Annotated in this window: 19 protein-coding genes, 1 pseudogene and 1 CRISPR repeat array (1 of these 21 cut by a window edge); of the genes and pseudogenes, 2 read left to right on the forward strand and 18 right to left on the reverse strand. The window is 50.1% G+C overall.

The window, feature by feature from the left end:
- Positions 1–1,316: a CRISPR direct-repeat array (repeat unit 37 nt); it begins 3,578 nt to the left of the window's first position.
- A gap of 291 nt (positions 1,317–1,607) precedes the next feature.
- The 6 genes and pseudogenes from SE18_RS28300 to SE18_RS01500 form a co-directional block, all read right to left on the reverse strand.
- Positions 1,608–2,246: pseudogene (locus SE18_RS28300) on the reverse strand (WYL domain-containing protein); the annotation flags it as partial.
- A 61-nt stretch (positions 2,247–2,307) separates the two neighbouring features.
- Entirely contained in the window at positions 2,308–2,526 is a 219-nt protein-coding gene (locus tag SE18_RS01480) for a helix-turn-helix domain-containing protein (RefSeq protein ID WP_054532643.1), read from the reverse strand.
- A 275-nt stretch (positions 2,527–2,801) separates the two neighbouring features.
- Positions 2,802–3,182: a hypothetical protein gene (locus SE18_RS01485; RefSeq protein ID WP_054532644.1), complete on the reverse strand. Its 381-nt coding sequence runs from the start codon at positions 3,180–3,182 to the stop codon at positions 2,802–2,804.
- A 129-nt stretch (positions 3,183–3,311) separates the two neighbouring features.
- The gene (locus tag SE18_RS01490) at positions 3,312–3,656 is read right to left on the reverse strand and encodes a hypothetical protein (RefSeq protein WP_054532645.1); all 345 of its coding nucleotides are present in this window, start codon (positions 3,654–3,656) and stop codon (positions 3,312–3,314) included.
- Entirely contained in the window at positions 3,653–5,737 is a 2,085-nt protein-coding gene (locus SE18_RS01495) for an O-antigen ligase family protein (RefSeq protein WP_054532646.1), read from the reverse strand. The genes SE18_RS01490 and SE18_RS01495 overlap by 4 nt, the downstream gene beginning before the upstream one ends.
- Before the next feature lie 174 nt (positions 5,738–5,911).
- Positions 5,912–6,301: a pyrophosphohydrolase domain-containing protein gene (locus SE18_RS01500; protein ID WP_054532647.1), complete on the reverse strand. Its 390-nt coding sequence runs from the start codon at positions 6,299–6,301 to the stop codon at positions 5,912–5,914.
- A gap of 119 nt (positions 6,302–6,420) precedes the next feature.
- On the opposite strand from SE18_RS01500, the gene SE18_RS01505 reads away from it, so the two are divergent.
- Positions 6,421–6,825, forward strand: a complete 405-nt coding sequence (locus tag SE18_RS01505) for a DUF7793 family protein (RefSeq protein WP_054532648.1) — start codon at positions 6,421–6,423, stop codon at positions 6,823–6,825.
- A gap of 154 nt (positions 6,826–6,979) precedes the next feature.
- The gene (locus SE18_RS01510; protein WP_054532649.1) at positions 6,980–8,314 is read left to right on the forward strand and encodes a DUF2254 domain-containing protein; all 1,335 of its coding nucleotides are present in this window, start codon (positions 6,980–6,982) and stop codon (positions 8,312–8,314) included.
- Here the strand turns inward: SE18_RS01510 and SE18_RS01515 are convergent.
- The 12 genes from SE18_RS01515 to SE18_RS01570 all read right to left on the reverse strand — a co-directional run bounded on the left by SE18_RS01515 (position 8,295) and on the right by SE18_RS01570 (position 24,270).
- A complete protein-coding gene (locus SE18_RS01515) occupies positions 8,295–10,097 on the reverse strand; it encodes a sensor domain-containing diguanylate cyclase (RefSeq protein ID WP_054532650.1) in 1,803 nt (600 codons plus the stop codon). The genes SE18_RS01510 and SE18_RS01515 overlap by 20 nt on opposite strands.
- Positions 10,098–10,189: 92 nt before the next feature.
- Complete coding sequence (locus SE18_RS01520; protein ID WP_054532651.1) at positions 10,190–10,972, reverse strand: hypothetical protein; 783 nt, start codon at positions 10,970–10,972, stop codon at positions 10,190–10,192.
- Complete coding sequence (locus tag SE18_RS01525; RefSeq protein ID WP_054532652.1) at positions 10,965–12,983, reverse strand: beta-galactosidase; 2,019 nt, start codon at positions 12,981–12,983, stop codon at positions 10,965–10,967. The genes SE18_RS01520 and SE18_RS01525 overlap by 8 nt, the downstream gene beginning before the upstream one ends.
- Positions 12,980–14,023, reverse strand: coding sequence for an ABC transporter ATP-binding protein (locus SE18_RS01530; protein ID WP_054532653.1), 1,044 nt, complete (start codon positions 14,021–14,023; stop codon positions 12,980–12,982). The genes SE18_RS01525 and SE18_RS01530 overlap by 4 nt, the downstream gene beginning before the upstream one ends.
- 8 nt (positions 14,024–14,031) lie before the next feature.
- Entirely contained in the window at positions 14,032–15,045 is a 1,014-nt protein-coding gene (locus SE18_RS01535) for an ABC transporter ATP-binding protein (protein ID WP_054532654.1), read from the reverse strand.
- Positions 14,993–15,997 (reverse strand): ABC transporter permease, encoded by a 1,005-nt coding sequence (locus SE18_RS01540; RefSeq protein WP_054532655.1) that lies wholly within the window; start codon positions 15,995–15,997, stop codon positions 14,993–14,995. The genes SE18_RS01535 and SE18_RS01540 overlap by 53 nt, the downstream gene beginning before the upstream one ends.
- A gap of 10 nt (positions 15,998–16,007) precedes the next feature.
- Positions 16,008–16,985, reverse strand: a complete 978-nt coding sequence (locus SE18_RS01545; RefSeq protein WP_054532656.1) for an ABC transporter permease — start codon at positions 16,983–16,985, stop codon at positions 16,008–16,010.
- A gap of 85 nt (positions 16,986–17,070) precedes the next feature.
- A complete protein-coding gene (locus SE18_RS01550) occupies positions 17,071–18,864 on the reverse strand; it encodes an ABC transporter substrate-binding protein (protein ID WP_054532657.1) in 1,794 nt (597 codons plus the stop codon).
- A gap of 96 nt (positions 18,865–18,960) precedes the next feature.
- Positions 18,961–20,046 (reverse strand): LacI family DNA-binding transcriptional regulator, encoded by a 1,086-nt coding sequence (locus SE18_RS01555; RefSeq protein ID WP_083469655.1) that lies wholly within the window; start codon positions 20,044–20,046, stop codon positions 18,961–18,963.
- Positions 20,047–20,449: 403 nt separating this feature from the next.
- Positions 20,450–21,808 carry a GH1 family beta-glucosidase gene (locus SE18_RS01560; RefSeq protein WP_054532658.1) on the reverse strand — a complete coding sequence of 453 codons (1,359 nt, stop codon included), beginning with the start codon at positions 21,806–21,808 and terminating at the stop codon, positions 20,450–20,452.
- Between the two features lie 670 nt (positions 21,809–22,478).
- The gene (locus tag SE18_RS01565) at positions 22,479–23,138 is read right to left on the reverse strand and encodes an endonuclease III domain-containing protein (protein WP_160319455.1); all 660 of its coding nucleotides are present in this window, start codon (positions 23,136–23,138) and stop codon (positions 22,479–22,481) included.
- A gap of 163 nt (positions 23,139–23,301) precedes the next feature.
- Positions 23,302–24,270: a hypothetical protein gene (locus tag SE18_RS01570; RefSeq protein ID WP_152976522.1), complete on the reverse strand. Its 969-nt coding sequence runs from the start codon at positions 24,268–24,270 to the stop codon at positions 23,302–23,304.
- Positions 24,271–24,323 lie beyond the last annotated feature (53 nt).

The following is a 24,323-nucleotide window of genomic DNA, read 5'->3' on the forward strand; positions in this document are numbered from 1 at the left end:
GATTAATTGAAATAGGTTCTGAAGCAACGAAAGTAGCAGACCTATTAGCGTTTCAGTATCCTCTCTGCGGATCGATTAATTGAAATATCCAGTCGATGACAGCCCGACTGAATCAAATGAACGTTTCAGTATCCTCTCTGCGGATCGATTAATTGAAATGAAAAAGCAGGTCAGGTTGTACAGCCAATTAAAGATGGTTTCAGTATCCTCTCTGCGGATCGATTAATTGAAATACGCAGGCGCAGGATTAGCAGGCTTAGTTTCAACAGGTTTCAGTATCCTCTCTGCGGATCGATTAATTGAAATTGCGTGGCTTTGCAGAAACGCGCATCGCCATGGTCTGTTTCAGTATCCTCTCTGCGGATCGATTAATTGAAATGACCGTCTTTTGGAGCTTCATCCTGAGGATATAACTGTTTCAGTATCCTCTCTGCGGATCGATTAATTGAAATTGATCGATAGCCAATACACCACCGCTGATCCGATTTGTTTCAGTATCCTCTCTGCGGATCGATTAATTGAAATGCATGCAAGGCTTCGCTAGCACTGGTGTAGCCACGTTTCAGTATCCTCTCTGCGGATCGATTAATTGAAATATAAATAACTCAGATCAACCGACAGACGACCTAGAAGTTTCAGTATCCTCTATGCGGATCGATTAATTGAAATTGCGGGTGTTGTTTTTGAATTTTGGCGACCTGTGTTTCAGTATCCTCTCTGCGGATCGATTAATTGAAATTGTTGGCATCAATGCCCATGGACTTGGCTAAGGCGGTTTCAGTATCCTCTATGCGGATCGATTAATTGAAATATGCGATGAAGAATAGCGTTAATGCTGCTGTGTTGTTTCAGTATCCTCTCTGCGGATCGATTAATTGAAATCCAAAACGACGAAAACAATCGCCATTTTGGCGATGAAGTTTCAGTATCCTCTATGCGGATCGAATAATTGAAATCCACAATAAACCACGCGAAACCCGCCAAGCCATGTTTCAGTATCCTCTATGCGGATCGAATAATTGAAATTGACAAACTGGATCGCGCGATTGTTTCAATGATGTGTTTCAGTATCCTCTCTGCGGATCGAATAATTGAAATTTGATAAACTGATCTCGCCGCTGTCGTTGTAGGCCAGTTTCAGTATCCTCTATGCGGATCGAATAATTGAAATCTGGTCGCGCCGGCTCGCGCAGCGGATAGCGACCTGTTTCAGTATCCTCTATGCGGATCGAATAATTGAAATAACCGTAAATATTTTCTAGTTATTTTGATCAGCGGAGTTTCAGTATCCTCTATGCGGATCGAATAATTGAAATAACTTGCAAGGTCGATGGCGACAACCAACGCGGCGTTGTTTCAGTATCCTCTATGCGGATCACGGCCTGCCAAATAAGATTACCAGACGCATCTTCATGAATTGTCTGCGAAGGATGCCAACGGGTCTCAAGAACCCGTTGGCGCACATGGCGTTGGAATCGAACGCTAATCGTTATCGGCTGCTCATCTTGAGAGAACCAAATTCCCCAAGCTCCCTCAAATAGTTGAATCGGATCGAATGTCGAATGAACATCAAAATGTTCATCTTCGATAACAGGAACAGAAATAATCCGTTCGATTTTACGCGCACGAAGCGATTGAGCTTGTTCAGAAAATCCCACCACATATGTTGAACCACCAAGTGCAATTGGTTCTATCATATAAGGATGAAATACTTCGTTGAAGGCTTGTATACCCTGTAATGGCTGATAACGCCAACTTATTTTTCGCCCTGATAACCAAGCCTCACCAATTTTTTCTAAGGCCCGTTGGGCCTTACTTTTCAGTGACGGTAATCTTGTACGCTGGTGCGCGGTTTGTTGTAGGATATGATCCCCTGCAAGGCTAGCAACTCCTCGGCTAAGAGTCAGACCCAACTTATGCATTACTTCAAGCCCATGTAAGTTTGATTGTTGAAGATGCTGTTGCATCAAACGTAGGGCAATCATGGTAATAAGGCTTTCATCACGCGATAAACGAACATACATCAAATAGCTAGCGCGGTCAATGTATACTTGACGATCTTTAGTTCGCCGAATTGGCACATCATCAAGCTCTAATTCTACCAACCATAGCCGAATTGTAGACCGATTACAATTAAAAATAGTAGCCAATTCTGATTGACGAATAGGAGTTCGACGTTCAAGAAGGAACCGCTCTAACTGACGAACCCCCATGATCTTGGTATAATCATGGTTTTTCTTAGGCATCTGTTTAGTCTCCTACTACAACGACGATAGCTTAGCACAGCAATAGCAAAAAAACAGTAATTTAATGAGGGGCAATTTTAAAGATTGCTAATCGATTTCGCTCATCCTGCCAAAGCAAGAAGCCCTTATCTTCAAGCCGTTGAAGATCTTCCATAACCATTTTTGCTGGATAGTCGAGTAATCGGGCTATTTCTGCCTGAGTTAATCCATTAGGGGATTGGTTGAGTAAGGTGATAATAGCAGTTTCACGGGTCTTCGAATCTGGATAGCGTCGAAACATTGATCGTTCCTCCTGAAATTACAGTTACTAAGTGATAATTTCAAGATACCGATCTAATGTTGCAAAACATACAACATCGTGTTCGACTTCATTCCACACTCATTGCCTATTGATTGAATATCCTCAACGTAGTTGAAAAAACTAGTCAAATGTCGCTTAAGCCATGAACTTGGCCAAACCAAGCGGCTGAATTACGCGCATTGACCTAAAAAAACACGTGCTCCACTAAATCGCTTAGTGGAGCACGCGGGCAATGGTAGTTGGTTGGCGGTAGTTTAGAGGGCCAACAAGGCGGTGGTGCGGGTGCGCAAGGCAATTCCCATCAAAAAGAAGCCGAGCAAGCCATAAATTAATGCTTCAAAGCGATTATCACGGCCACGGGTGAAGGCAAAGGTGGCCGGAATCGAAATAACCGCGACTGCTGCATACAAAATATGAAACAGATCACGCTGCGGGCGAGCGCCCCCAATGTAGAGCAAAATCCCCACAATTGCCTCAACGATCACAAGGCCTTCGCCAATGACCAACGCGCCCCAAAAATCACCTGTTATCGAGCGCCCAGTAAAAAAGATAAAACAACCCCAAATGCCAATAATGATCATAAAGAGCATAAAGGCAATTTGCAGCCGATCGTGTAAGATATATAAGATGTTCATTGAAAGTCCTTATTCTATGTGGGGGTTGGTAATCGGGGGTCGAGGATCGGGGTTGAGGGTTTAGAGTCATCAAATCATCAGTTGTGATTAATAACCAACCCCCAAACCCCAATAACCAATCCCCAGTTCCTACCCTGCCAATTTCTGGCGCAAGGCAGCAATTTCGCGCTCAATATCGGCCACGTAATTATCGAGCCAGCCAGGAGCCGACGCGCCCAATTGATTTTGGCGCATGCGCAAGCGGCGCAATTCGCGCTCGTTTTGGCGCAATTGCTCGCTCAGCGACGGTGCATATGGCTCGGGATTTGGCTCAGCCAAGGCTGCATCGGGCACTTCATCCAAATATTGCACCACTAACTCGCTAACCAAGTCGCTGACTTCCATCGAACGCGCACGACACAACCGCTCCAACCGATCCCGTTGTTCGGCAGGTAAGATAACTCGACAGGGCAAAGTAAAGAAACCGTCGCTCATGATTCCTCCGTTGCGGCTGGCCGCCATACACTGATAAGGAGCAAGCTCCACCAGAGATATATCATATCACCGCCGAGCATGGTTTGGTCAAGCATGCCATGAATCACTAAATCTGCTAGCATCGCCAAAGCAACGTAGCGCAAGGCTGCGCTGCTACGCAACCAATGCCAGAATTGCCAACCAAGCATGGTCAAAACCACTAGCAAACCCAACAAACCAAGTTGCAGCCACACATCAAGCAGTAGATTATGCGGATGCGCCAAGGTCAGAAATCGAATTTGCGGAATTCCATAGCTGCTTGGCTCAAGGTGGGCAAATTGATCTAAGCCAAAGCCAAGGATTGGTTGATCCTGCACGGCGCGCCAGGCGGAGGCCCAAATTTCTTGGCGGGCTGAGCCAGTGCCTTCACCAAGCCGTAGCACCCGCGCCAATAAGCTTGGCTGAATCAAACCAAAGCCAAGTAAGCCAACAAGCGCCACACCACCAGCCCCAAGCAGCAAACGCCAACGCCGTTGTAGCACTAAAACCAGTGCAACTGCCCCAATGACACCCAGCCATGCGCCGCGCGTAAAGGTCAACAATACGCCGCAGCTTAGTGGAATACTCAACAGCCACGCTGCTTGGCGCTGTTGCAGGGATTCAGCGCTCAAGGCCAAGGCCAAACTGCCAGCCAAACCAGCGCCCAAATACACGCCGAGCGCGGTCGAGCTGGGCAATAGGCCGATTAAGCGCGGTACGCCAGTAGTGGCCCAAACGCCTTCGCCCAAGGCAAAGCGCACCAAGCCATCGCCTGCGACCCAAGCTGCCATTATGCTGTAGCTCCAGAGCATGCTCTGTGGCTTGACCCGTTGCGTCGCCAATAAACCAAGCGCCAGCAAGGCCCACAATGCTGGCTCGACAATGGTGCGGCGCAATTCACGCAAGGCGGTGGCGCGTTCAACCAAGCCGCTTGAGCTAAAACTAAGCCCAGCAGCCAGCACCAAGCCCAGCCCAAGCGCAACAACTGGCCAATGCCAGCGCGCTTTGAGCCAAGTTAATTGCGGGCGCTTGCCTTGAAACCAGCGCCAAACTACGTGCAAACTAAGCCCTGCACTGCTGATGCCAAACAAGGTTTCGTTGAGCGGAAAGCTGAGATTGTCAACCAAGCGCGCCCGATAATAGAGCGGAATCGCCAGCAGCGGCAAGCATGCGGCCAAACTTGGGCGCAGCATAATCAGGCCAACTAATGCCAACAAACCAAGCGCTGCCAACGGCCATGGTAGGCCAAACCAAGCAGCGAAGGCCAAACCAGCAGCTAAAAGCAGCCAATCGGCGACCAGCACTTTGCGCAAGACCCACCACAAGACACCAGCTAAACCCAAGGCCAAGCTTGTGGCCAAAACCCAACGCCACCATGGGCGCTGCGTTGCTTGGCTGGCGCTGGTTTGTTGCAAGGTTTGGGCATATTGATCAAGTACTTGGCGATAGGTTTGGTCGAGTTCGCGCAGTTGGCGCTGGCTATAACTTGCCCGCCCAACCTCAATCGCCGCTTCGGTGGCTTGATCGAATGTGCCTGTACTGATTGTAATTGCACGAGTTTGAAAATATGCGCTGCTTGGAGCCAGCCAATCGCCACGCGTGCCAAGCGGCGGCGGATACAATTTAAGCTGCTCGACGATTGGCCAGGTGGCAGAACGCAACTGCTCGGCCAATGCGCCTAAATCGCGGGTTTGACCCATCAAGGCAGCATCGTAGGCCTGCAAAGCTTGGCGTTCTTGCTCAGCAGCCAACGAGGCCTGCGCCAGCAAATTCACATCATCGGCCAAGGCTTGCCGCGCTTGGGCTTGTTGAACGGGGCTTAGTTGGGCTAATTGCACGCCACGGCGCTCGAAATCACCGCGCTCGCCATCAAGCACTTCTGCCGCCTCAACCGCAATTTGGCGTTGTTCTGCCTGCTGATTGAGCGTCGTCAAGCTCGCTTGCAATAATGCAGCAGGAGCATTGGCATTCGATAAAGCTGGCATTGGCAAAAGCAATGTCCAGAGACACAGGCCAACGACGAGCAAAGCCAGCACCCGATCAAACTGGCGCATGTGAGCCATACACAACAATCTTTCCTATGGTCTATACCACATTATCGTGCTGCTATCACACTCCAAGCAAGCAGAGCGCCAATCAGTGTGGGAGCAAACATCCTGCGGGTTAATCCTGCTTAGAGGGGTTATCGCCAGCTACGAAGTAGGCTAGGATTAGCAACGGTTCATAGCTGCTGAGCCCTAGACATCAAACGACGCTTTGGATTGTTGCACCAAGACGCTTGCAACATCAGGTGGCTGCCAATCGGCAGGTTTTAGCTGTTTGCCATCGGCACGGCGCGGGCCGGTGGTTTTGGCTAAATTTGCCCGATGCACTTCGGCAAACACTGGATTAAGCTCGATGCCATAGGCAAGGCATAGGCCATAGGTAACATACAGTAAATCAGCGGCTTCTTGAGCAATAGCCACGAGATCGCCAGCGGCAAGGGCCGCCTGGAGCTCGCTATATTCTTCCTGAAGTAATGTTTGGCGCAACGCTTGCACAGCGATAGGAGGGAGTTGAGGACTATCTGGCAACTCCATTCCAATCGCCTCGTGAAATGCGCGCACCGCAGCGCTATGATCTGGCATCGTCAACCTCGAACCAATGAACCGCGCTTATCCTACCCGTGATCAGCGAATGCTGCAACTGATGGCCCCGTTTTTGCCATCGTATTCGCTTGACAGTCCCTAGTTCGGAGCCTTTTCGCATGACAATGTACTCACGCCAGATTGATGCGCAGACCCGTACTGCGCAATTCTCCTTAGATCCACGTGGGATCTTATGGATCATCTCGCTCCCTGCAGCCCAAGAAACGCCTGCTGACGCGACTGAAAATGTAGCAGTCATGCAACGGCTCTTGGCCAATCGGCCAAACAGTGCGGTTATTCTCGATATGCGGGCCTTAGAAGCGATCGATCGCGAAGCTCGCCATATTTATACCAACAGCGATGCTAAGTTTCCCTCGCGGGGCTTAGCAATCGTGGTCGAATCGGCAACAAGTCGGATTACCGGTAACTTGTATATGACGATTAGTCGTGGTAGTGGCCGCCCAACCAGAATGTTTCAAACTCCCGCCGATGCTGAAATTTGGGCGGTGAATCAACTTAACTAATTAAAAAATGTTAGGCAAGGGGATGCGAGCATGCTCGCATCCCCTTTTGTGGTTAATAATAGCTACAAAACTTGCCAAAACCCACAATTTGCTGCAAGATCAGCACGGCCCAAGGCTCAGCCGCACGCTGTTTATTCCAAAAACGAGAGGCTTTATGCGCATAACCCGCGAACTTGAAAATCAGTATCATAAGCTGGATTCATCGTTATGGTTTCGACCAACGCTGATCGCAATTGGTTCAGCTATTTTAGCGTTTATCACCGTCGAGCTTGATCGCGTTTTCGATTTTGAGCGGGTGGTTTTTTTGCGGGCTGGAATCGACGATGCGCGGGCGATTCTTTCATCGGTCACGAGTTCGATGCTGACTGTAACAACAGTTACATTTTCGATCATTATGGTAGCGTTAGTATTAGCCTCGCAACAATTTTCGCCACGAATTATTCGTAATGTGATGCGCGATACGCCTTCGCAGTATGTTTTAGGCACATTTATTGGTACATTTATCTATAGTTTGCTGGTGTTAGGCCAGATTAATGATCAAGCAGCATTAATTTTTGTGCCAATTCTCTCACTTGCCACGAGCATTCTGCTAACCCTTTTGAGTATTGTGGCTTTTATTTATTTTGTGCACCACATCGCTGAAACAATTCAAGCTAGCGTCTTGATTGCTCGCGCAGCTGAACGCACAATCGATGTCTTAGATCGACGCTTCCCAGAAAGCTTGGGCCATGCAATGGAGCACATCCCAGCGCCGCCAATCCCTAACGAACCCTCAACCACGATTTACAATTCTAAGGGTGGCTATATTCAGGCGATCGATCCAGTGCCGTTGTTGGAGTTGGCCCAGCGTTTCGATGTCGTCGTTTATATGGATCGTGCGGTTGGCGATTTTGTGCCAACTGGGAATCCATTGTTGCATATGTTCCCGCAGCGTGAGCTGAATCGCGATGCAATCGCTGAATTTCAAGATGTATTTGAGTTTGGCTTAGAACGCACGTTGTTTGATGATGTCTTGTTTGGCATTCGCCAGCTGGTTGATATTGCGCTCAAAGCGATTTCGCCTGCGGTCAATGACCCAAGCACGGCCATTAATGCGATCGATTTGTTGAGCGATGTGCTAGCCCAGGCCATTCGTCGCCCTGAGCAATCGCCATGTCGCTACGATGAATTTGATCAGCTACGGGTGGTTGCAAACACAATTACGTTTCGTCAAATGTTGGGCACTGCAATCAACCAAATTCGGCAATATGCCAAAAGCGAAATTGCAGTAACTGCGCGCTTGTTGGTGTTGTTGAATGAAGTTGCCTTAGCGAGCAACGACCAAGAGCGACGCGCAATGCTCTGGGAGCAAGCTTGCATCATCGCGCGTGGCGCTGATAAAGGGATTAGCGATCCTTATGATCGGGCCTATATTAACGAGCATTTGCTCACTCTCGCCAACACTTTAGCAATTTCAGCTGCGCAACGAATTACACTGACAGTTGGCTAATTGCAGGATCGAAGCGCTCGACCGTATAGCAATTGCGGCCTGCTGCTTTCGAGCGATACAAGGCTTGATCGGCGGTTTGGGTCAGGCGCTCAGCCTCATTAATTGTCTCGGTCCAAGCAATCCCAAGGCTAATCGTAACAGTGACAGCGGTTTGTTTGAGCACATACGGCGTGTTGGCAATCGCGGTGCGCAAGCGCTCGGCAATCACGATTGCCTCTTGGATTGAGGTATGCGGCAAAAAGACCAAAAACTCTTCGCCACCGTAGCGCCCAAATACATCGCTATGGCGCAGTACCAAACGTGCGCGTTGGGCAATGCCACGTAACACTTCGTCGCCGCTATCGTGGCCATACGTGTCGTTAATCGTTTTGAAAAAGTCAATATCAAACATAATACAAGCCCAGCCTTGATGATCGGCAGGTTGATGTTGCAAGGCTTGCTCAATTTGCTCATAGAGGCCACGCCGATTGAGAATCTCGGTCAGCGAATCAGTTTTGGCCCATTCGGTCAGTTGCAAATTAATTTGTTGAATATCGGCTAATTGCTGATGCAAATCATCATTTTGCAAATGATAGAGCGCAGCTTGATTGCGTGCTTCATCTAAACGATACATTGTTTGCAATACTTGCATCCGACGCACCGATTGCTCATTGAACACTGTATCTTTTAATTCATAATAATGTTTATAATGTTTTAGCGAAGTTTTAAAATCGCCTAAAGCTTCATAGGTATCAGCCAAGGCTTGATGAATACGATAGACTTTTTGTTGATTGGTGCTTGGATTGACTGAAATCAACGCTTGCTCAAGAATTACTCGGGCAGTTTGATAGTGCTTCGTTTGATTGAGCAACACACCATGGCGAATTAATGCTTCAATCGCTTCAGGGCTATTATTTGAGCCACATGCTAATTCATAAGCATGGGTAAAATGCTCAATGGCTTGATTTGGTTGTACTAGCCCAGCATAGGCCAAACCCAAATTATTATGACACTCAGCTTGGCCTTGTTGCCAATCGATTTCGTGATACAGCGCCAGCGCTTGTTCGCCATAGCCAACAGCCTGCTCAAATTGGCGCAGAGCGCAGGCTGCGCGCCCGCTGTTATCGAGAATTTCAGCGCGCATACGCACGTGAGCTGGAAATTGGGTCATTGCTTCGAGCAAGCGCAAGCCATGAGCCAACTCATCAAGCGCAATTTCTGGGCTTTGTAATTCGCAATGCAAAAAGCCCAGATTATTGCAAATCAAGGCTTCATACCATTGATCATTTAATTGGATCGCATCGCGCTTGGCTCGCAGCAAATATTGCAGCGCCTCGGTGTAATTGCCCAGCACAATCAACAACACACCTAACGCATTATGGACAGCTGCGCTATGAATGCCACTTGCCAAAAAAGCATCGCTATCTTCGGTGCCAAGCGATGCCGATTGAAAACTGGTATCCAAAATATCGAGCCAATGGGGATCAGGCTGGCGTGGCGTGGTGAGCTGGCAAAGTTTGCTGGCCCGAAAAAGATAGGTCAAGGCCTGATGATATGATTGTTCGCTAAATAGCAGCTTGGAGCGCCAGTAAAAACAATCGATCAAGCCTTGGGTGTAGGGCTTGCCATCGTCGCCAGCCATGCGCGCCAAGCCCTCAGCCTGATGGTTGAGCGACCAAGCCTGTTCATGGTCAACTAAACGCAATTCGGCAACTAATCGGTTCAGCACATCGACATGCTGCATTGGGTTATGAATTTCGGCCAATGCAGCATGTAAGGCTGCTAAAGTTGTTGCATGCTTCATGCTTGCCACGCAGTGTAATGATTAAAAATTCGTTGCATGCATCATAGTGGCTCATGGCAATTGATGCAACTCTTGCGTGGTGTTTTTAATTGCTACAATGGCTCGCGCAGCCACCACCAGGCTTCATTAGCCACCGCCGCGTGTTGCAGGCTAGCAAGTTTGTCGGGCGCAACCAGCCAATCTTCGAAGGCTGCTCGGCTACAGAGCAACGCCGCTCCCGCTGGCACGCCGCGCTGTTCAAGCAATTTCAGCACATGCTCTAAACCATGCGCATTCAATTCGGGCTTGGCCTCAGCCGCATAGGCATCGAAGGTCGTCACATAGGCTATTTGACCATTATGCACTTCCGCAAGCAGGCCAATCGCCAATGCATCAGCATCAAACACACACAATGCAAGCCCAGCCTCTGCGCCAAGTTGCGCCAAAAAGTGCTCGATCCCAGCATAAGTCCAATGGTTCCAATGGCCTGCTGGCGGCGGTACGGTCACATAGCCTTGGCCGTCGCCCCACAACAGCGAATATACCAGATGATAGTAGGCGGGCATGCTCAGGCCACGTTGTTCCGGCTGTTGCGCTTGGCGGGCAACTTCGGCCAAATGCTGCTTGCTGATGACATGTACCCGATCCCAACGGCCTTCGCTGGCCAATTCTTCGGCTAAAGCTTGGGGCGTGGTTGCCAGCTGGCCCGTGATTTCGCGCTCAATCTGATTGTTGCTATCCACCGCGCGTAAAATCTGGTGGCCATCGTGGAGCACATACAGGCCATGTTCGCCAGGCCGTGCTGCCTGGAAGTATTTACCAACTTCGATAAAGCGCCCAATATTGCGCCATGTGATTGGATCAAGATCTAACACCTGCCAGAAACGATCAATCATGCTGCACCTCAACAATCGCTATCGTGTAGGCTGCTAGGCTAATTGGGTGCTGTGGTTGCAATGCAGCGCCTTCGAATGCTCCCCAGATGCTGGTTAAGCGCACTGGCTGGGCAAAATCCAAGCGTGAGTTGATTGCTTCGGCGGTTGGGTTGGCGACAAACAACATCTCGCGGCCTTGGTAGCGATGGCTGGTAACCGCCAATTGTTGATGCTGTGGGCGTACAGGCAACCCAGCAGCTAGCTCGGCGCAAAACGCAGCCAATTCGGCCTGACTAAGCAAGCCTAAATAGCCATTGCCCAGGGCAACTTGACGCTTGCCTGCCAATTGATCAGCCAAGATCGTACAAGGTTGAAAATATTCATCAAGGGTTGGCAAAGTCGGGCCAAGCCAAATCGTCGCCCCAGCTTCGGCAGCCTGCAACAAGCGTTGTTGATCGGCGTTGCTCATCCAATCGATGCTTTGGGCAAACACCAATTTATAGTCGGCCATTCGCTGGCTGCGCAAATGGCTATCGCTCAAATCGTAATCGATATGATTGGCTTCAAGCGTGCGTCGCAACGAGCCATACCAACTTTGGGAATCAAAATCGTCGCTTTCAGCTTCAAGATCGCTGCTAAAACCCAAATCCAACTCGACCCGATAGAGCGCTGGCGGCAGATTCAAAAGATCAACATGGCCATAGTGCAAGGTCGAGGTTGCTGCTCGGTAGCGACCAAGATCGTAGCTCATCAGCACCAAGACCTCTGGCTTGCGCTGAAAGTTCCACCATTGCTGTTGCTGCAAAAAGCCCAGCAAACGCTCGAAAAATTGGGCATATTCAGGTCGATAATCGCCATGACGGGTGATTGGGCAGGCCAGCCAGCGATCACGCTCGACCAACATATAGAAATTAAAGGCTTTGACGCCATACATCAAAGCCGCCAAGCTCACAAACTCGGTTTCCTCGGGGAGCGGAGTCATGGCGTGGTGAATCCACAGGCCGCTGCCAAACTCAGGGATGAAGGGCAAGCGGGTTGTGCCAGCCATATAGCGCACCAAGGTGGTCGCGCCATCAAAACCCTGCGGTTGGCGATAGTAATTAATTCCGACCCAATCGATATGGCCGTTGGATTCCATGGCATTGATATCGAGCGGCGTGCGATATTGAAACGCCACATCGTGGAATAACGGCACATCAACCACGCCGCGCTCACGCAGCATATCGGCCATGGTTGCCACAATCCAATTAACATGCACTTCCTTGTAGCGCACCCAATCGAGGTGAGCAATCAAATCGGGGCGGTTGGCAATGTCTGCATCGCGGGGCGCAACCACAGCCTCAAAGCTGGCATAGTTGGTAGCATAGGCATGATTCAATTCCTCGATTGCGCCATATTGCTCAGCCAACATTGCTTGATACAACGCCAGCGACGAGGGGCTATAATCGGTGGCGTAGGCTTGTTCATGAAACATGTAGCAGGTTTCATTATCGCTTTGCACTGCGACAATTGGCCCATGAGGCGCAAGCTGCGGTACAATCACTTGGCACATGTGGTCGAACCACACGCCAACTGCGGCCACATATTCGGGGCTGGTATACGATGGCACGGGAAATTGATGCGGCGGATGCAAACCCGCTGCCAAACTCATATGCATGGTATCCAGTGCCGTGCGCGCCTGCATCGCCGGATCGTCCAAAATCCATTGGGGAAAGCCAAAGTCGGTCAATTCGGCGTTGATCAACGGACCAGGCCGGACAATTAACCAGATTGCGCGTTCATGGCACAGCCGAATAAAGGCCGCGAGATCCTTACGTGGATCGATTTGGCCCCAATCGTATTCGCCGGGAGCGGTTTCATGCACGCCCCAAGGAATATAGGTTTCGACCATGGAAAAACCAAGCGCCTTAGCTTGGTCGAGAATATATTCCCAGCGGTCGCGCTCTAAGCGCCAATAGTGGATAGTGCCGGAATAGACCGGCACCTCCTGACCATTGACTGCGAGACCATTAGCAGTTAGCGTTACGCTCATGCCGCAGTTCCTCCGCTACCCTCACCATATAAATGGCAACGAACCCAGTGATTTGGCGCAATCGTCTGCACCTCAGGCATAACCTTGCGACAAACATCCATAACTTGGGGGCAACGCGCCGCAAACGGACAACCAGGCGGCGGGTCGATCAACGAAGGTGGCTCACCACGGGCCACAACTTCACGCTGCCCAAGTGCAATCTCAGGATTCGGCACCGCTGAAAGCAAGAGTTTAGTATAGGGATGGGCCGGATTGCCGATCAATTCATCGCTATCGGCACCTTCCATCATTTGGCCCGCATACAATACCATAATCCGGTCGGCAAAATAGCGGGCGCTAGCAATATCGTGGGTGATGTAAAGGTAGCCGATGCCAATTTCTTTTTTGAGTTTGGCCATCAGGTTGAGCACGCCAATCCGAATCGAGACATCGAGCATCGAGATTGGCTCATCGGCCAGCACAATTTCGGGATCGACCGCCAAAGCGCGGGCAATTGCCACCCGTTGGCGTTGGCCACCAGAAAGCTCGTGGGGATATTTGTTGGCAATATCTGCTGGCGGATTAAGGCCCACCGTCGCCAACAACTCGTGCACCCGCGGCAACAAATCGCTGCGCCGCTCAACTTTATGGTGAATTTGCAAGGGGCGCATAATGTGGTGGGCAACTGAGTGGGTCGGATTCATCGAGCCAAACGGATCTTGGAAGATCATCTGCACGCCGCTACGGTAGCTGAGCGAAGCACCGCGTTTTTCAGTTTGCAAGACGTTTTGGCCGCGAAATAAAATCTCGCCGCTAGTTGGCTCCATCAAGCGGGCAATCAAACGCGCGGTTGTGCTTTTGCCGCTGCCCGATTCGCCCACGACCGCCAACACTTCACCCCGCCGAATTGCAAACGACACATTGGTTAATGCATGCACATGTTTGCTGCGAAAGAGGCCGCCAACCGGAAAATGCTTGGTTAAGTTGCGCACCTCAAGCACCACAGGGTCGGGAGATTCGGCTAATTTCCACTGTTCAGCAGTTAACACAGTTTTGGTCATGACGCACCTCAATACAAGTGACAAGCCACAAAATGGCCTGGTTCAACTTCGCGTAGGCTTGGCTGTTGCAGTGGACATGGGGCAAAGGCCTTGGAACAGCGTGGGTGAAAGCGGCAACCGCTTGGTGGCTCAAGCATGTTTGGCGGCGAGCCAGGAATCCCAGTCAGGGTTTCCTTGGGGCCGACCAAGGCTGGAAACGAGGCCATCAAGCCTTGAGTATAGGGATGCAGCGGCTTATTGAAAAGCTCATGGGCATTGGTGGTTTCAACAATCTCGCCTGCGTACATCACGCCGATGCGGTCTGAAAACTCGACCATCAGCGATAAGTCGTGGGTGATAAACAAAATCGAGAAGCCAAGCTCTTTTTTGAGATACTCGATTTGCTGCATAATATCTTTTTGGACGACCACATCGAGCGCGGTAGTTGGTTCGTCCATGATCATTAACTGTGGTTTAAGCGCAAGGGCAATCGCAATCACCACCCGTTGGCGCATGCCACCAGAAAGCTGGTGTGGATAATCATCAACCCGATTGCGATCAATCCCTACAATGTCGAGCAATTCCGCAGCCCGATCTTTGGCTTGCTGTTTGGTGGTTGTAGGTTGATGACGCTGAATCACATCGGCAATCTGTTCGCCCACAGTCAAGACGGGGTTGAGGGCGTTCATGGCACTCTGAAACACCATCGAAACATCACGCCAACGGAAGGCTTCGAGGCCATCCACATCCATTTCAAGCACATCGTCGCCATCGAACAGTACATTGCCGCCAGTAATAACTGCGGGCGAATGCAAAATCCGCATAATGGCGTGGGCGATGGTCGATTTACCGCTGCCCGACTCGCCAGCGAGGCCAAACACTTCGCCTTGGCCAATGCTGAACGAAACGTGCGAAACCGCTTGGACAGGCCCGCGCAAGGTCTGGTATTCGACCGAAAGATCCTGAACATCGAGCAACGGCTCTGCCGCACTACTTGCGGATGACTGGGGTGACAAGGACGTTGCCACGGTTGCGCTTGCCATGAGTAGTCTCCTTTTCGGCACGTAAGCGAGGGTTGGTAATTTCGTCGAGGGCATAGTTGAGCATGGTCAAGGCAAAGGCACACAAGGCAATACAGATCCCAGTTGGCACGAATGTCCACCAAGCTCCGGTCAAAATGCCTGCATTATTTTGCGCCCAGTAAAGCATCGTGCCCCAGCTGGTGGTGCCAACATTGGTCAAGCCAAGGAAGGCCAAGCCAACATCAGCGCCAATCGCATAGACCGTCGAACCAACCATGCTCCCAACAAACACCGAGGACATATTTGGCAAGACTTCGCTAAACAAAATTCGCGGCGTGCGCTCGCCGCTGACAACTGAGGCCGCGATAAAATCTTTGGCCCGCAGCGAAAGCACTTGCGAACGCATCACGCGGGCAGGCCATGCCCAACCAGTCAGCGTCAAAACCATGACCACCGTTACCGGCCCCGGCTTGAGAAACGCCGCCAGAATAACCAGCAACGGCATGCCGGGGATAATCAGCATCACATTCGTCAGCAACGAAAGAATATCATCGACCCAGCCGCCTAAATAACCAGCAGTTAAGCCAATGATTGTGCCTACAATTGTCGAGGCAATGCCCACGCTGAGGCCAACGCTGAGTGATAAACGGGCGCCCCAAACGAGCTGGCGAAAGACATCTTGGCCTTGACCAGTTGTGCCAAGCAAGAAGGTTTTGCCGCCAGGCGCTGGAGTGTCAGCGATCCAAGCAGGAGCTAAGTGGGCGCGGCTTTCCATCTTCTTCGGGTTGCCGGGGGCAATCCATGGGGCCAACAAGGCCACCATAATGAAGAAAAACAAAATGCTTACGCCAAGCATGGCTTTGCGATTGCGCAAAAAGGCCCGCAGTAAGGGCCAGCGCGCTAGCCAAGGCCGAGCAGTTTTAGTCGTTTCACTGGATTTCGAGACCAAGGTTTTTTCAGGGGTTGCTTGCATGGCACTACTCCTAACGTCGAGTGCGTGGGTCGAGCCACACATACAAAATGTCAACCAACAAATTGGCCCCGAGCACCGCAAAGGTAATCATCAAAAACAAGCCCTGCATCAATGGATAATCCAAGTTGCGCACTGCTTGCAACAGCAAATAGCCCAAGCCTGGATAGGCAAAGATGATTTCGGTCAGCAAGGAGCCGCTGAGCACAAAGCCAAGCGCCATCCCAAACGATGTGACGTTGGGCAATAAGGCGTTGCGGGCTGCATAACTAAACATGATCCGTTTTTGCGATAAGCCTTTGGCCTGCGCCATGGTAATGTAATCCTCGGAGAGAATCCCGACCATTGTATTGCGCATGCCAAGCATCCAACCGCCAATTGAAGCCAGCACAATACAGCCAGCTGGCAGAATCATGTGAGAAACAACACTCTTTATAAAGGTGAGGCTGCCCCAATTGACCGATAACGCATCGCTATAGGCGTGGCGCAATGGGAACCAGCCTGCTTGAAAGGCAAGGAAATACAGCGCAATCATCGCTAAAAAGAAGTAGGGAAATGCGCCGATGAAGGTAAGTAACGGTGGAGCCACTGAATCGAGGATGCCATTGCGCCGCCAAGCGCCGATAATCCCCAAGACATTGCCAAGGAAAAAGCTAATCACGGTGGCTAAGCCAGCCAGCAAGATTGTCCACATAAAGCCAGTCGAAATAACGGTTGTGACTGGGGCAGGAAAGAAATTGATTGAGATGCCAAATTCTCCGCGACTCAAACTCTTCAAATAGGTACCATATTGTTCAAGCAAGGGGGCATCGCTTAGGCCATAAGCTTTGCGCAGCGAATCGATTTCTTCAGGGCGGAGTTTGCCTTGAAAACGGGCGAAGATAGCCGAGGCTGGGTCACCAGGCATAAGCCGTGGTAGGTAGAAATTGACGGTAAGCGAGACCCAAGCCGCGACCGCGTAAAAGCCCAGCCGTCGCAACAAGAAACGCATGGTTCTTCCTTTCAGGGTTTCGCGCCTGGGTCGGGTTAGTGCTGGAGCCGTATTGGCTCCAGCACACGACCAAACCAGACACTGCTTATTTTGGTTTGATGTTGGTCAAGAGGATCAAGCGGTCTGGTTGAGCGAACGATGAAAGCAAGACATATGGATTTTCTTCGTTGGGGAAGTTGGTAAAGCGTTTGGTGTTGTACTCGCCCCAATAGATGTTTGGCATAATTGGGATAGCTGGAGCTTCTTGAACGAAGATCATCTGAATTTCGTTCATGATTTTCTTTTGCTCGGCTGGGTCTGAGGTTTTGACAAATTGTGAGTACAATTCATCGACCTTTGGATTGCCGTAGCGGTGCCAGTTGTCGCCGTTAGCTTCGCCAATTGGGGTATCGGCGGTTTCGCCCGACATCAAGCCACGATAGAATTGCAATGGCGTTGGGGCGTTATTGCTCCAGCCAATCGACATATCGAACTCGCCCTTTTGGACTTTATCGAACCAAGCGCTAAAGTCGTAGGTGCGGGTGGTTGCGTTGATGCCAATTTCCTTCAAGCTTTCAGCGATGATTTCATCGGTGGTTACCCAGTCGGTCCAACCGGAAACCACGTTGATGTCGTAGGTCATTGGTTTGCCATCTGGCAAGACACGAATGCCATCAGGGCCACGGGTTAAGCCAGCAGCATCAAGCATAGCGTTGGCTTTTTCAACATCGAATTTAACCCAATCGCCAGCGGCGACAGCTTCTGGGTTCTTCCAATCGGCAAATGATTCAGGCAAACCAGTTGCGTCAGATGGTGAGTTGTAGCTGTAGGTTGCGATTTCGGTAATTTGTTGGCGATCAAAGCCCATGCTGATAGCTTTGCGCACGTTTGGATCGTTGAATGGAGCCTTGGTGGTGTTCAACAGCAACATCACTGGGGCGTTGACTGGTGGGAACCAGTAGTGATTGTTTTCTGGATCTTTGGCGACGTAGGTTTTTTCAACATCAGGGATGAAGTTACTGGCCAAGTCGTTTTCGCCATTGATCGTTGCCAAGTTGGCAGCATCGTTGCTTGGGTAGGCAGGTTGGCGAATGCCATCGATGTAGGGCTTGCCAGCTTGCCAGTAGTTTGGATTCTTGCCAAGTTCCCAGATTTGGTCTTGGAAGCGGATGATTTCGGTGAATGGGCCGGTTGCAATAGGAGTTTCGTTGGTGAAGGTAACGGGATCAGCAATCTTGCTCCAAATATGTTCTGGCACAATCATTTGATGGCCAATATCATACAAGGCGATGGTTGAAACTTCTTTGAACTTCACAACGACTTTATTGCCATCAGCGGTAACCGTATCGATGAAACGCATTGCAGCGCGGCCATTGCCTTGCAGCTTTTCGTTATCTTTCATCAAGTTGAGGGTATAGGCAACGTCTTTTGAGCTGAATGCTTCGCCGTCTGACCATTTCACGCCATCACGGATGGTGAAGGTCAACTCGGTGTTATCGCTATTCCAAGCCCATTCGGTGGCGAGCCATGGCTCAATTTTGCCGGTTGCAATGTTATAAATAAACATTGGCTCGTAAATCCCGGCGGCGGTTGGCCAGCGGTTATCGCTTGCAAATGGATTGAAGTTGCGCACCCAAGTTGATTGTTGTTGGTCAGAAACCGTCAAAAATACTTTGCCGTCGCTGCTCGTGGAACCGGTATCTGTGGTTGCCGCAGCAGTTGGTTCGGCGGTTGCATCGGTGCTGCCAGTGGCAGGAGCTTCTGTTGCAGTAGCGGCTGGAGCGGTTGTGCTTTGTCCTTGAGTTGCTTGTGGCGTGAGGGTTGACGCATCACCACATGCGGCCAACATGCTGATAAAAATAATAACCAGCATCATCAACGCAGGAAACCGTAGCTTCATGGTGGATACCCTTTCTGTATGCGATAGATCGTTCTATCCACACACCCGCGCTGGTCGGTGGGCCCTACTTTCCAGGCGGGCGACAACTTTGTCGCGTTACACGTTCCGAGGAACGTCGCACGATTGACGAATAATCAAGGTGGTTGGCAAAATGCTACGCTCAATTGGTTGCTCAGGATTATTCATCCGCATAAGCAACATTCGCACAGCTTCGCGCCCTAGTTGTTCTAATGGCTGGGCAACCGTCGTCAGTGGCGGTGCTACCTGCGAGGCTTGGGAAATGTTATCAAAGCCAATCACCGAGATGTCACTTGGAATCCGCAATCCAGCATCGCGAACTGCTTCCATCACCCCAAAGGCCATAACATCGTTGGAGGCAAAAATTGCTGTTGGCGGTTCTGGTAGCTGCAACAGGCTTTGCGCTCCACTATAGCCTCCTGGTTGATAGAACGTCCCTTCATAAACCAATTGCGGATCGACAGGCAAGCCATGGTCACGTAAGGCTGCTTGATAGCCATTCAGGCGATCTTGCGAGCTAAGCATGTCCATCATGCCTGTGATAAAGCCAATCCGTCGATGACCAAGCTCAATCAGGTAGCGCGTGGCATCGTAGCCACCTTGCCAATTGGTGGTAATGACCACTGGCGTGCGCTCATCAAGCCCTTGATGATCGATCAGAACATAGGGAAAGTGGGTTTGATCAAGGGTTTCTAAGTAGGCTTCGAGGTTTTCTGGTAAAACCAACAGCAGCCCATCGGTCATCCCTTGGATCAAATTGTTGACGTAAATCCGTTCTTTGATTTTGCGGCGATGGGTGGTATAGAGCATCAAATTGTATTGCGCTGCACTCAGTGCGTCATCAATCCCTTTGACGATTTCGCCCATATAGCTTGAGCCAAGATCACGCACCAACAACCCTACTGCATATGAACGCCCGCCAGCCAAACTTCTGGCCTGCTGGTTGACGACATAGCCCAAACTTGTAATCGCTTTCAACACACGTTCACGGGTATCCGATTTCACATATTCTTTGTTGTTGACGACCCGTGAAACTGTTGCATACGATACCCCTGCTTCGCGCGCCACATCCATAATCGTGGTGCTGCTCAAGCCAGTGCCATTGGTGCGTCGGCCACGGGGTGGTTTGAGGGTTTGGGTTGCTTGATCGAGTTTCTTGCTCATTGCGTTGTGCGCCTTTGCATCTGCGAACCAGATTGTGATTGTAAGCACTTACAGAAACGTTGTGGGGTTTTGCACCTAGAGAGGTTGGTTTCGGTTTTTATTTATGCAAACGCTTACAGAAAAAGATTGTAAACGATGGCTCGCACTTCGTCAAGTGGCGAGAAAATGGAGCTAGGAAGGAATGAGGGGTCTGGGATCGGGGGCTAGGTTATTTAACGTAGAGGAAAGGATGACTACGGGCTTTGGGCTTTTGGGAATAAGAATCAAATACATCAGTGCAATCTGTGGCGAAAAACTGAATCTTCGTGCGCTTCGTGAATCACGCTAGATTGGCCGATTCACGCTCGATCATAAAAACGGCGGATCTGCACCAAGCACAAATCCGCCACTCCCACAACCTAAATTAGGCTAAAACTTCCAATGGTTGTACTGCATTGGCTTTGACCACGCGGCTATACCAGTGGGCGCTGGCCTTGGGAATCCGTTCTTGGGTTTCGTAATTGACCCAAACCACGCCGAAGCGTTGGCTATAGCCCTTGGCCCATTCAAAGTTATCCATCAACGACCAAACGAAGTAGCCAGCCAAGGGCACGCCAGCGGCAATTGCATCCGAGCAAACGCTCAAATGATCGTGCAAATACTGAGTGCGGCGAGTGTCGTTGACCTCGCCATTGGCATCAGGGCCATCGTTGTAGCTAGCGCCATTTTCAGTCACATAGATTTTGCCTGGGTTGTAAGCAAATGCCAAGCGCTTAAGCAAATCGCCTAAGCCTTGCGGATAGACTTCCCAGCCAATATCGGTGTATTCAGAATCGAGTTTGGGCGCGGTGCCAGTTTTGGGATCGTGAAGCACAGCCCGACTGTAGTAGTTTACGCCCAAGAAATCGGTGGTTGCAGCCATCGCCTTATAATCGCCATCTTGGACGAAATCGAGGCCATTGGGCAAATAGCCAAGCTCAGTGTAATCGCGCACCATATCGGCGGGATACTCGCGGCCATAAACTGGGTCGAGAAACCAGCGATTGAAGAAACCATCAAAATGGCGGGTGGCATTCAGATCTTCAGTGCTGCGCGAAGCAGGCATGGCAGGCGTAAAGTTGAGGGTAATCCCAACGCTTGCTTGGGGAACGTTGCGCCGAATCACATCGACAGCCCAGCCGTGCGAGAGCAACAAGTGGTGGCTTGCCTTGAGGCCATCGTTCCAATTTTTGCGGCCTGGAGCGTGCTCGCCATTTTGGTAGCCAAGCAAGCCAGCGCACCATGGCTCGTTATGAGTAATCCAATCTTTGACTGTATCGCCCAAAGCGCGGCTAACCGCATCGGCGTATTCGACAAAGGCTTCAGCGGTGGCGCGCACTGGCCAGCCACCTTGATCTTCGAGAATTTGGGGTAAATCCCAGTGATAGAGCGTTACAAATGGCCGAATATTGTGTTGCAAGAGTTCATCGACCAAACGGCGATAGAAATCCAAGCCTGCCTGATTGACCGCACCACGGCCATTGGGCAAGACGCGTGGCCAAGCCACCGAAAAACGATAGGCTTGCAAGCCCAAACGCGCCATCAATGCCACATCATCACGATAGCGATTGTAATGATCGCAGGCAATATCACCATTTGATTGATCAATAATAGCACCAGGTTGTTTACAAAAACGATCCCAAATTGATTCGCTACGGCCATCGGCAAACGCAGCGCCCTCAATTTGATACGACGATGTAGCGGAACCCCAGAGGAAATCGGAAGGAAAAGCACGCTGAGTCATGCCGGAGTACTCCTTGCAGACATGCAGTGTCTGCATACTCTAGCCGCATTGCCCCACGCCCGCTATTGTACGGTAGGTTGCGACGCTTGGCAATGGGCTTTTTTTGCTTGATTTCGCTTAAAACCACGCTTGGAACCGGTTTCAGAGCGTATCTTAGCAGATTCAGCCTATTTGCACAACATCGTATAAGTAAGATGATTAAATCATGCTAGCACTTGTAAGAATATGTTTTATTGACGAACAAACTGTTTGGAGCACAGCGTTTGTGTTGAGCGCAATCGTTTTTATTGCTCACATTCGTGCTAATCAATTGGCAATTCGATTGATCGGAGGGAGGCTCATACAATCGTTTCACCACCCTTCCGTCCCGCCTCAAGGCGGGAGACGCAGGGGGTTTTCAGCCCCCTGCACCCCCAAATGTTTCTTCGTGGATTGTTCTTGCCCTGATTGCACGCCAAACGTTGTGCTATCGACGCTTCGCGATCTTCGCGATCTTCGCGGTTGCACAGCTCCCGATCCCCGACAACCAGTCCCCAACACCTGCACCCCCAAATGTTTCTTCGTGGATTGTTCTTGCCCTGATTGCACGCCAAACGTTGTGCTATCGACGCTTCGCGATCTTCGCGGTTGCACAGCTCCCGATCCCCAATCCCCGACAACCGATCCCCATTTACCGCGCTTGATAAAAATCGCAAATCTCGGTTAAGGGGCAACGCTCGCAGGCTGGACGTTGGGCATGGCAAATTTGGCGGCCATGCAGCAAGACACTGACATGAAACTGATACATTTGTTCGTCTGGCACAACTGCTTCCAACAAATCGTGCGCTGCATCTGCCGACACTTTAGGGCCGATCATGCCAATGCGTTTGGCCACCCGATGAATATGGGTATCGACGATCATGGCTGGCTGATTGCAAGCAAAACAGAGCACACAGCCAGCAGTTTTGGGGCCAATTCCAGGCAAGGCCATCAGCCAAGCTCGCGCCTCGTGGAGGCTCAAATCGCGCAAAAAATCGAGGCTAAATTCGCCGCGTTGTTCTAAAATAACAGCCAAGGTATTTTGAATGCGCGCTGCTTTGATTTTGGCCAAACCGCCAACCCGAATCGTCTCCTCAAGCTCGCTTGATTCAGCGTTGAGCACTGCTGCCCAATTTAAATAGCGCCCTTTGAGTTCGCGAAACGCCCGCCCACTATTGCGATCAGAGGTATTTTGCGAAAGAATCGTCAAAACCAATTCATCAAGTGGATCCCGTTGGGTATGCAAAACCCGTGGCCCAAAGCGTTCGCGCAAAATCTGCAAGGTTTGGAGCACTTTCTCAGGGTTAACCATGTCTATTCCTTCTGGGTTGCATTTAGCCGCAAAGCCCATATTTTGAGCTATACTCCGGTTTGTTGAAGAAGAAAGCTAGAATGCTTATTACCGAAAACGAGTTAGGATTAAATTAGAACCAAGGCTCTTGAACCTATAATAAATCAAGAACCCTGGTTTTAAGCTAGATCTCGCTCCGGATCACATAACTTCCGTTATCAATCCGCTCTACAATAATTGCATCGCGTTCAAGTGCCTTGGCAAAGTCTTGGCGATAGGTGGGATGCATGGCTTTCACGATTTCAGCGCTCATCGATTCGATAGCTTGTTTCGTAAAATCCAGATGCGCAATCGAAAGATTCGATACCACCAGCGGAAGGTCATAATCTTTGGTCTTGGTTGGTTCTAATAGAAAGGTCATTGTATCGAGCTTGACAATTCTCGTACGCATTGCATCAACCAAATTAGCATGAACGAAATTATTCCGCAGCGCACGGACTGCTTTATATTGATCATAGATTGTCGAATTGATTTGAAGGCGTTCGCTGCTAAAGCAAATACAGTAAATAGGGGCCATCGCAATTTTTGTATCGATTGGTGCTTTAATCGCCGTATCACGGGTATCTTTACTTTGCCGAATCGCAGGTTTAAGATACAGATCATAGATGATATTTAATAAACCCTCGAATGCCGAGAGAAACTGAAAAAAGGCTGAGCGACAAAGGGTATTCCCCTGATGACTCGACGGCTGATCCTTCGCAAGTTCTAAAAGTTCTACGCCGGTATCCATATATAAGCGATAAGGATTCTGAAGCAACATAAGGTTGCTCGACTCAGAAGTTTTTTTGATTGCCGAATCCTGCGTATTCCGCGCCTTGTTAAAAATTGATTTCAAACTTTCGTAGATTGCTTGGGCGGTCGCCGCAAGTTGATCATCAGGATAAATAATTAATGTACAGCCATAGAGTTTCCAATCGTTGATCCGCATAAATGCCGTTGGAGCTTCAAGTTCATAGCTCCATTGACTATTTTTGCTCAACGCAGCATTGGGCATTCCAAATTGGGCTTTTAGGGTCGTATAAATGCTATAAGGCTCAATATGATCAATCACAAAGGTATAAGCTTTTTGCTTAAGGGTGATTGGATCGATCAAGGCTGGTTTCAAATCGGTTAAATTCACAGTCTGTTCCTTATCTCAAAAATGCT

This window comes from Herpetosiphon geysericola, assembly GCF_001306135.1.
Lineage (GTDB): Bacteria > Chloroflexota > Chloroflexia > Chloroflexales > Herpetosiphonaceae > Herpetosiphon > Herpetosiphon geysericola.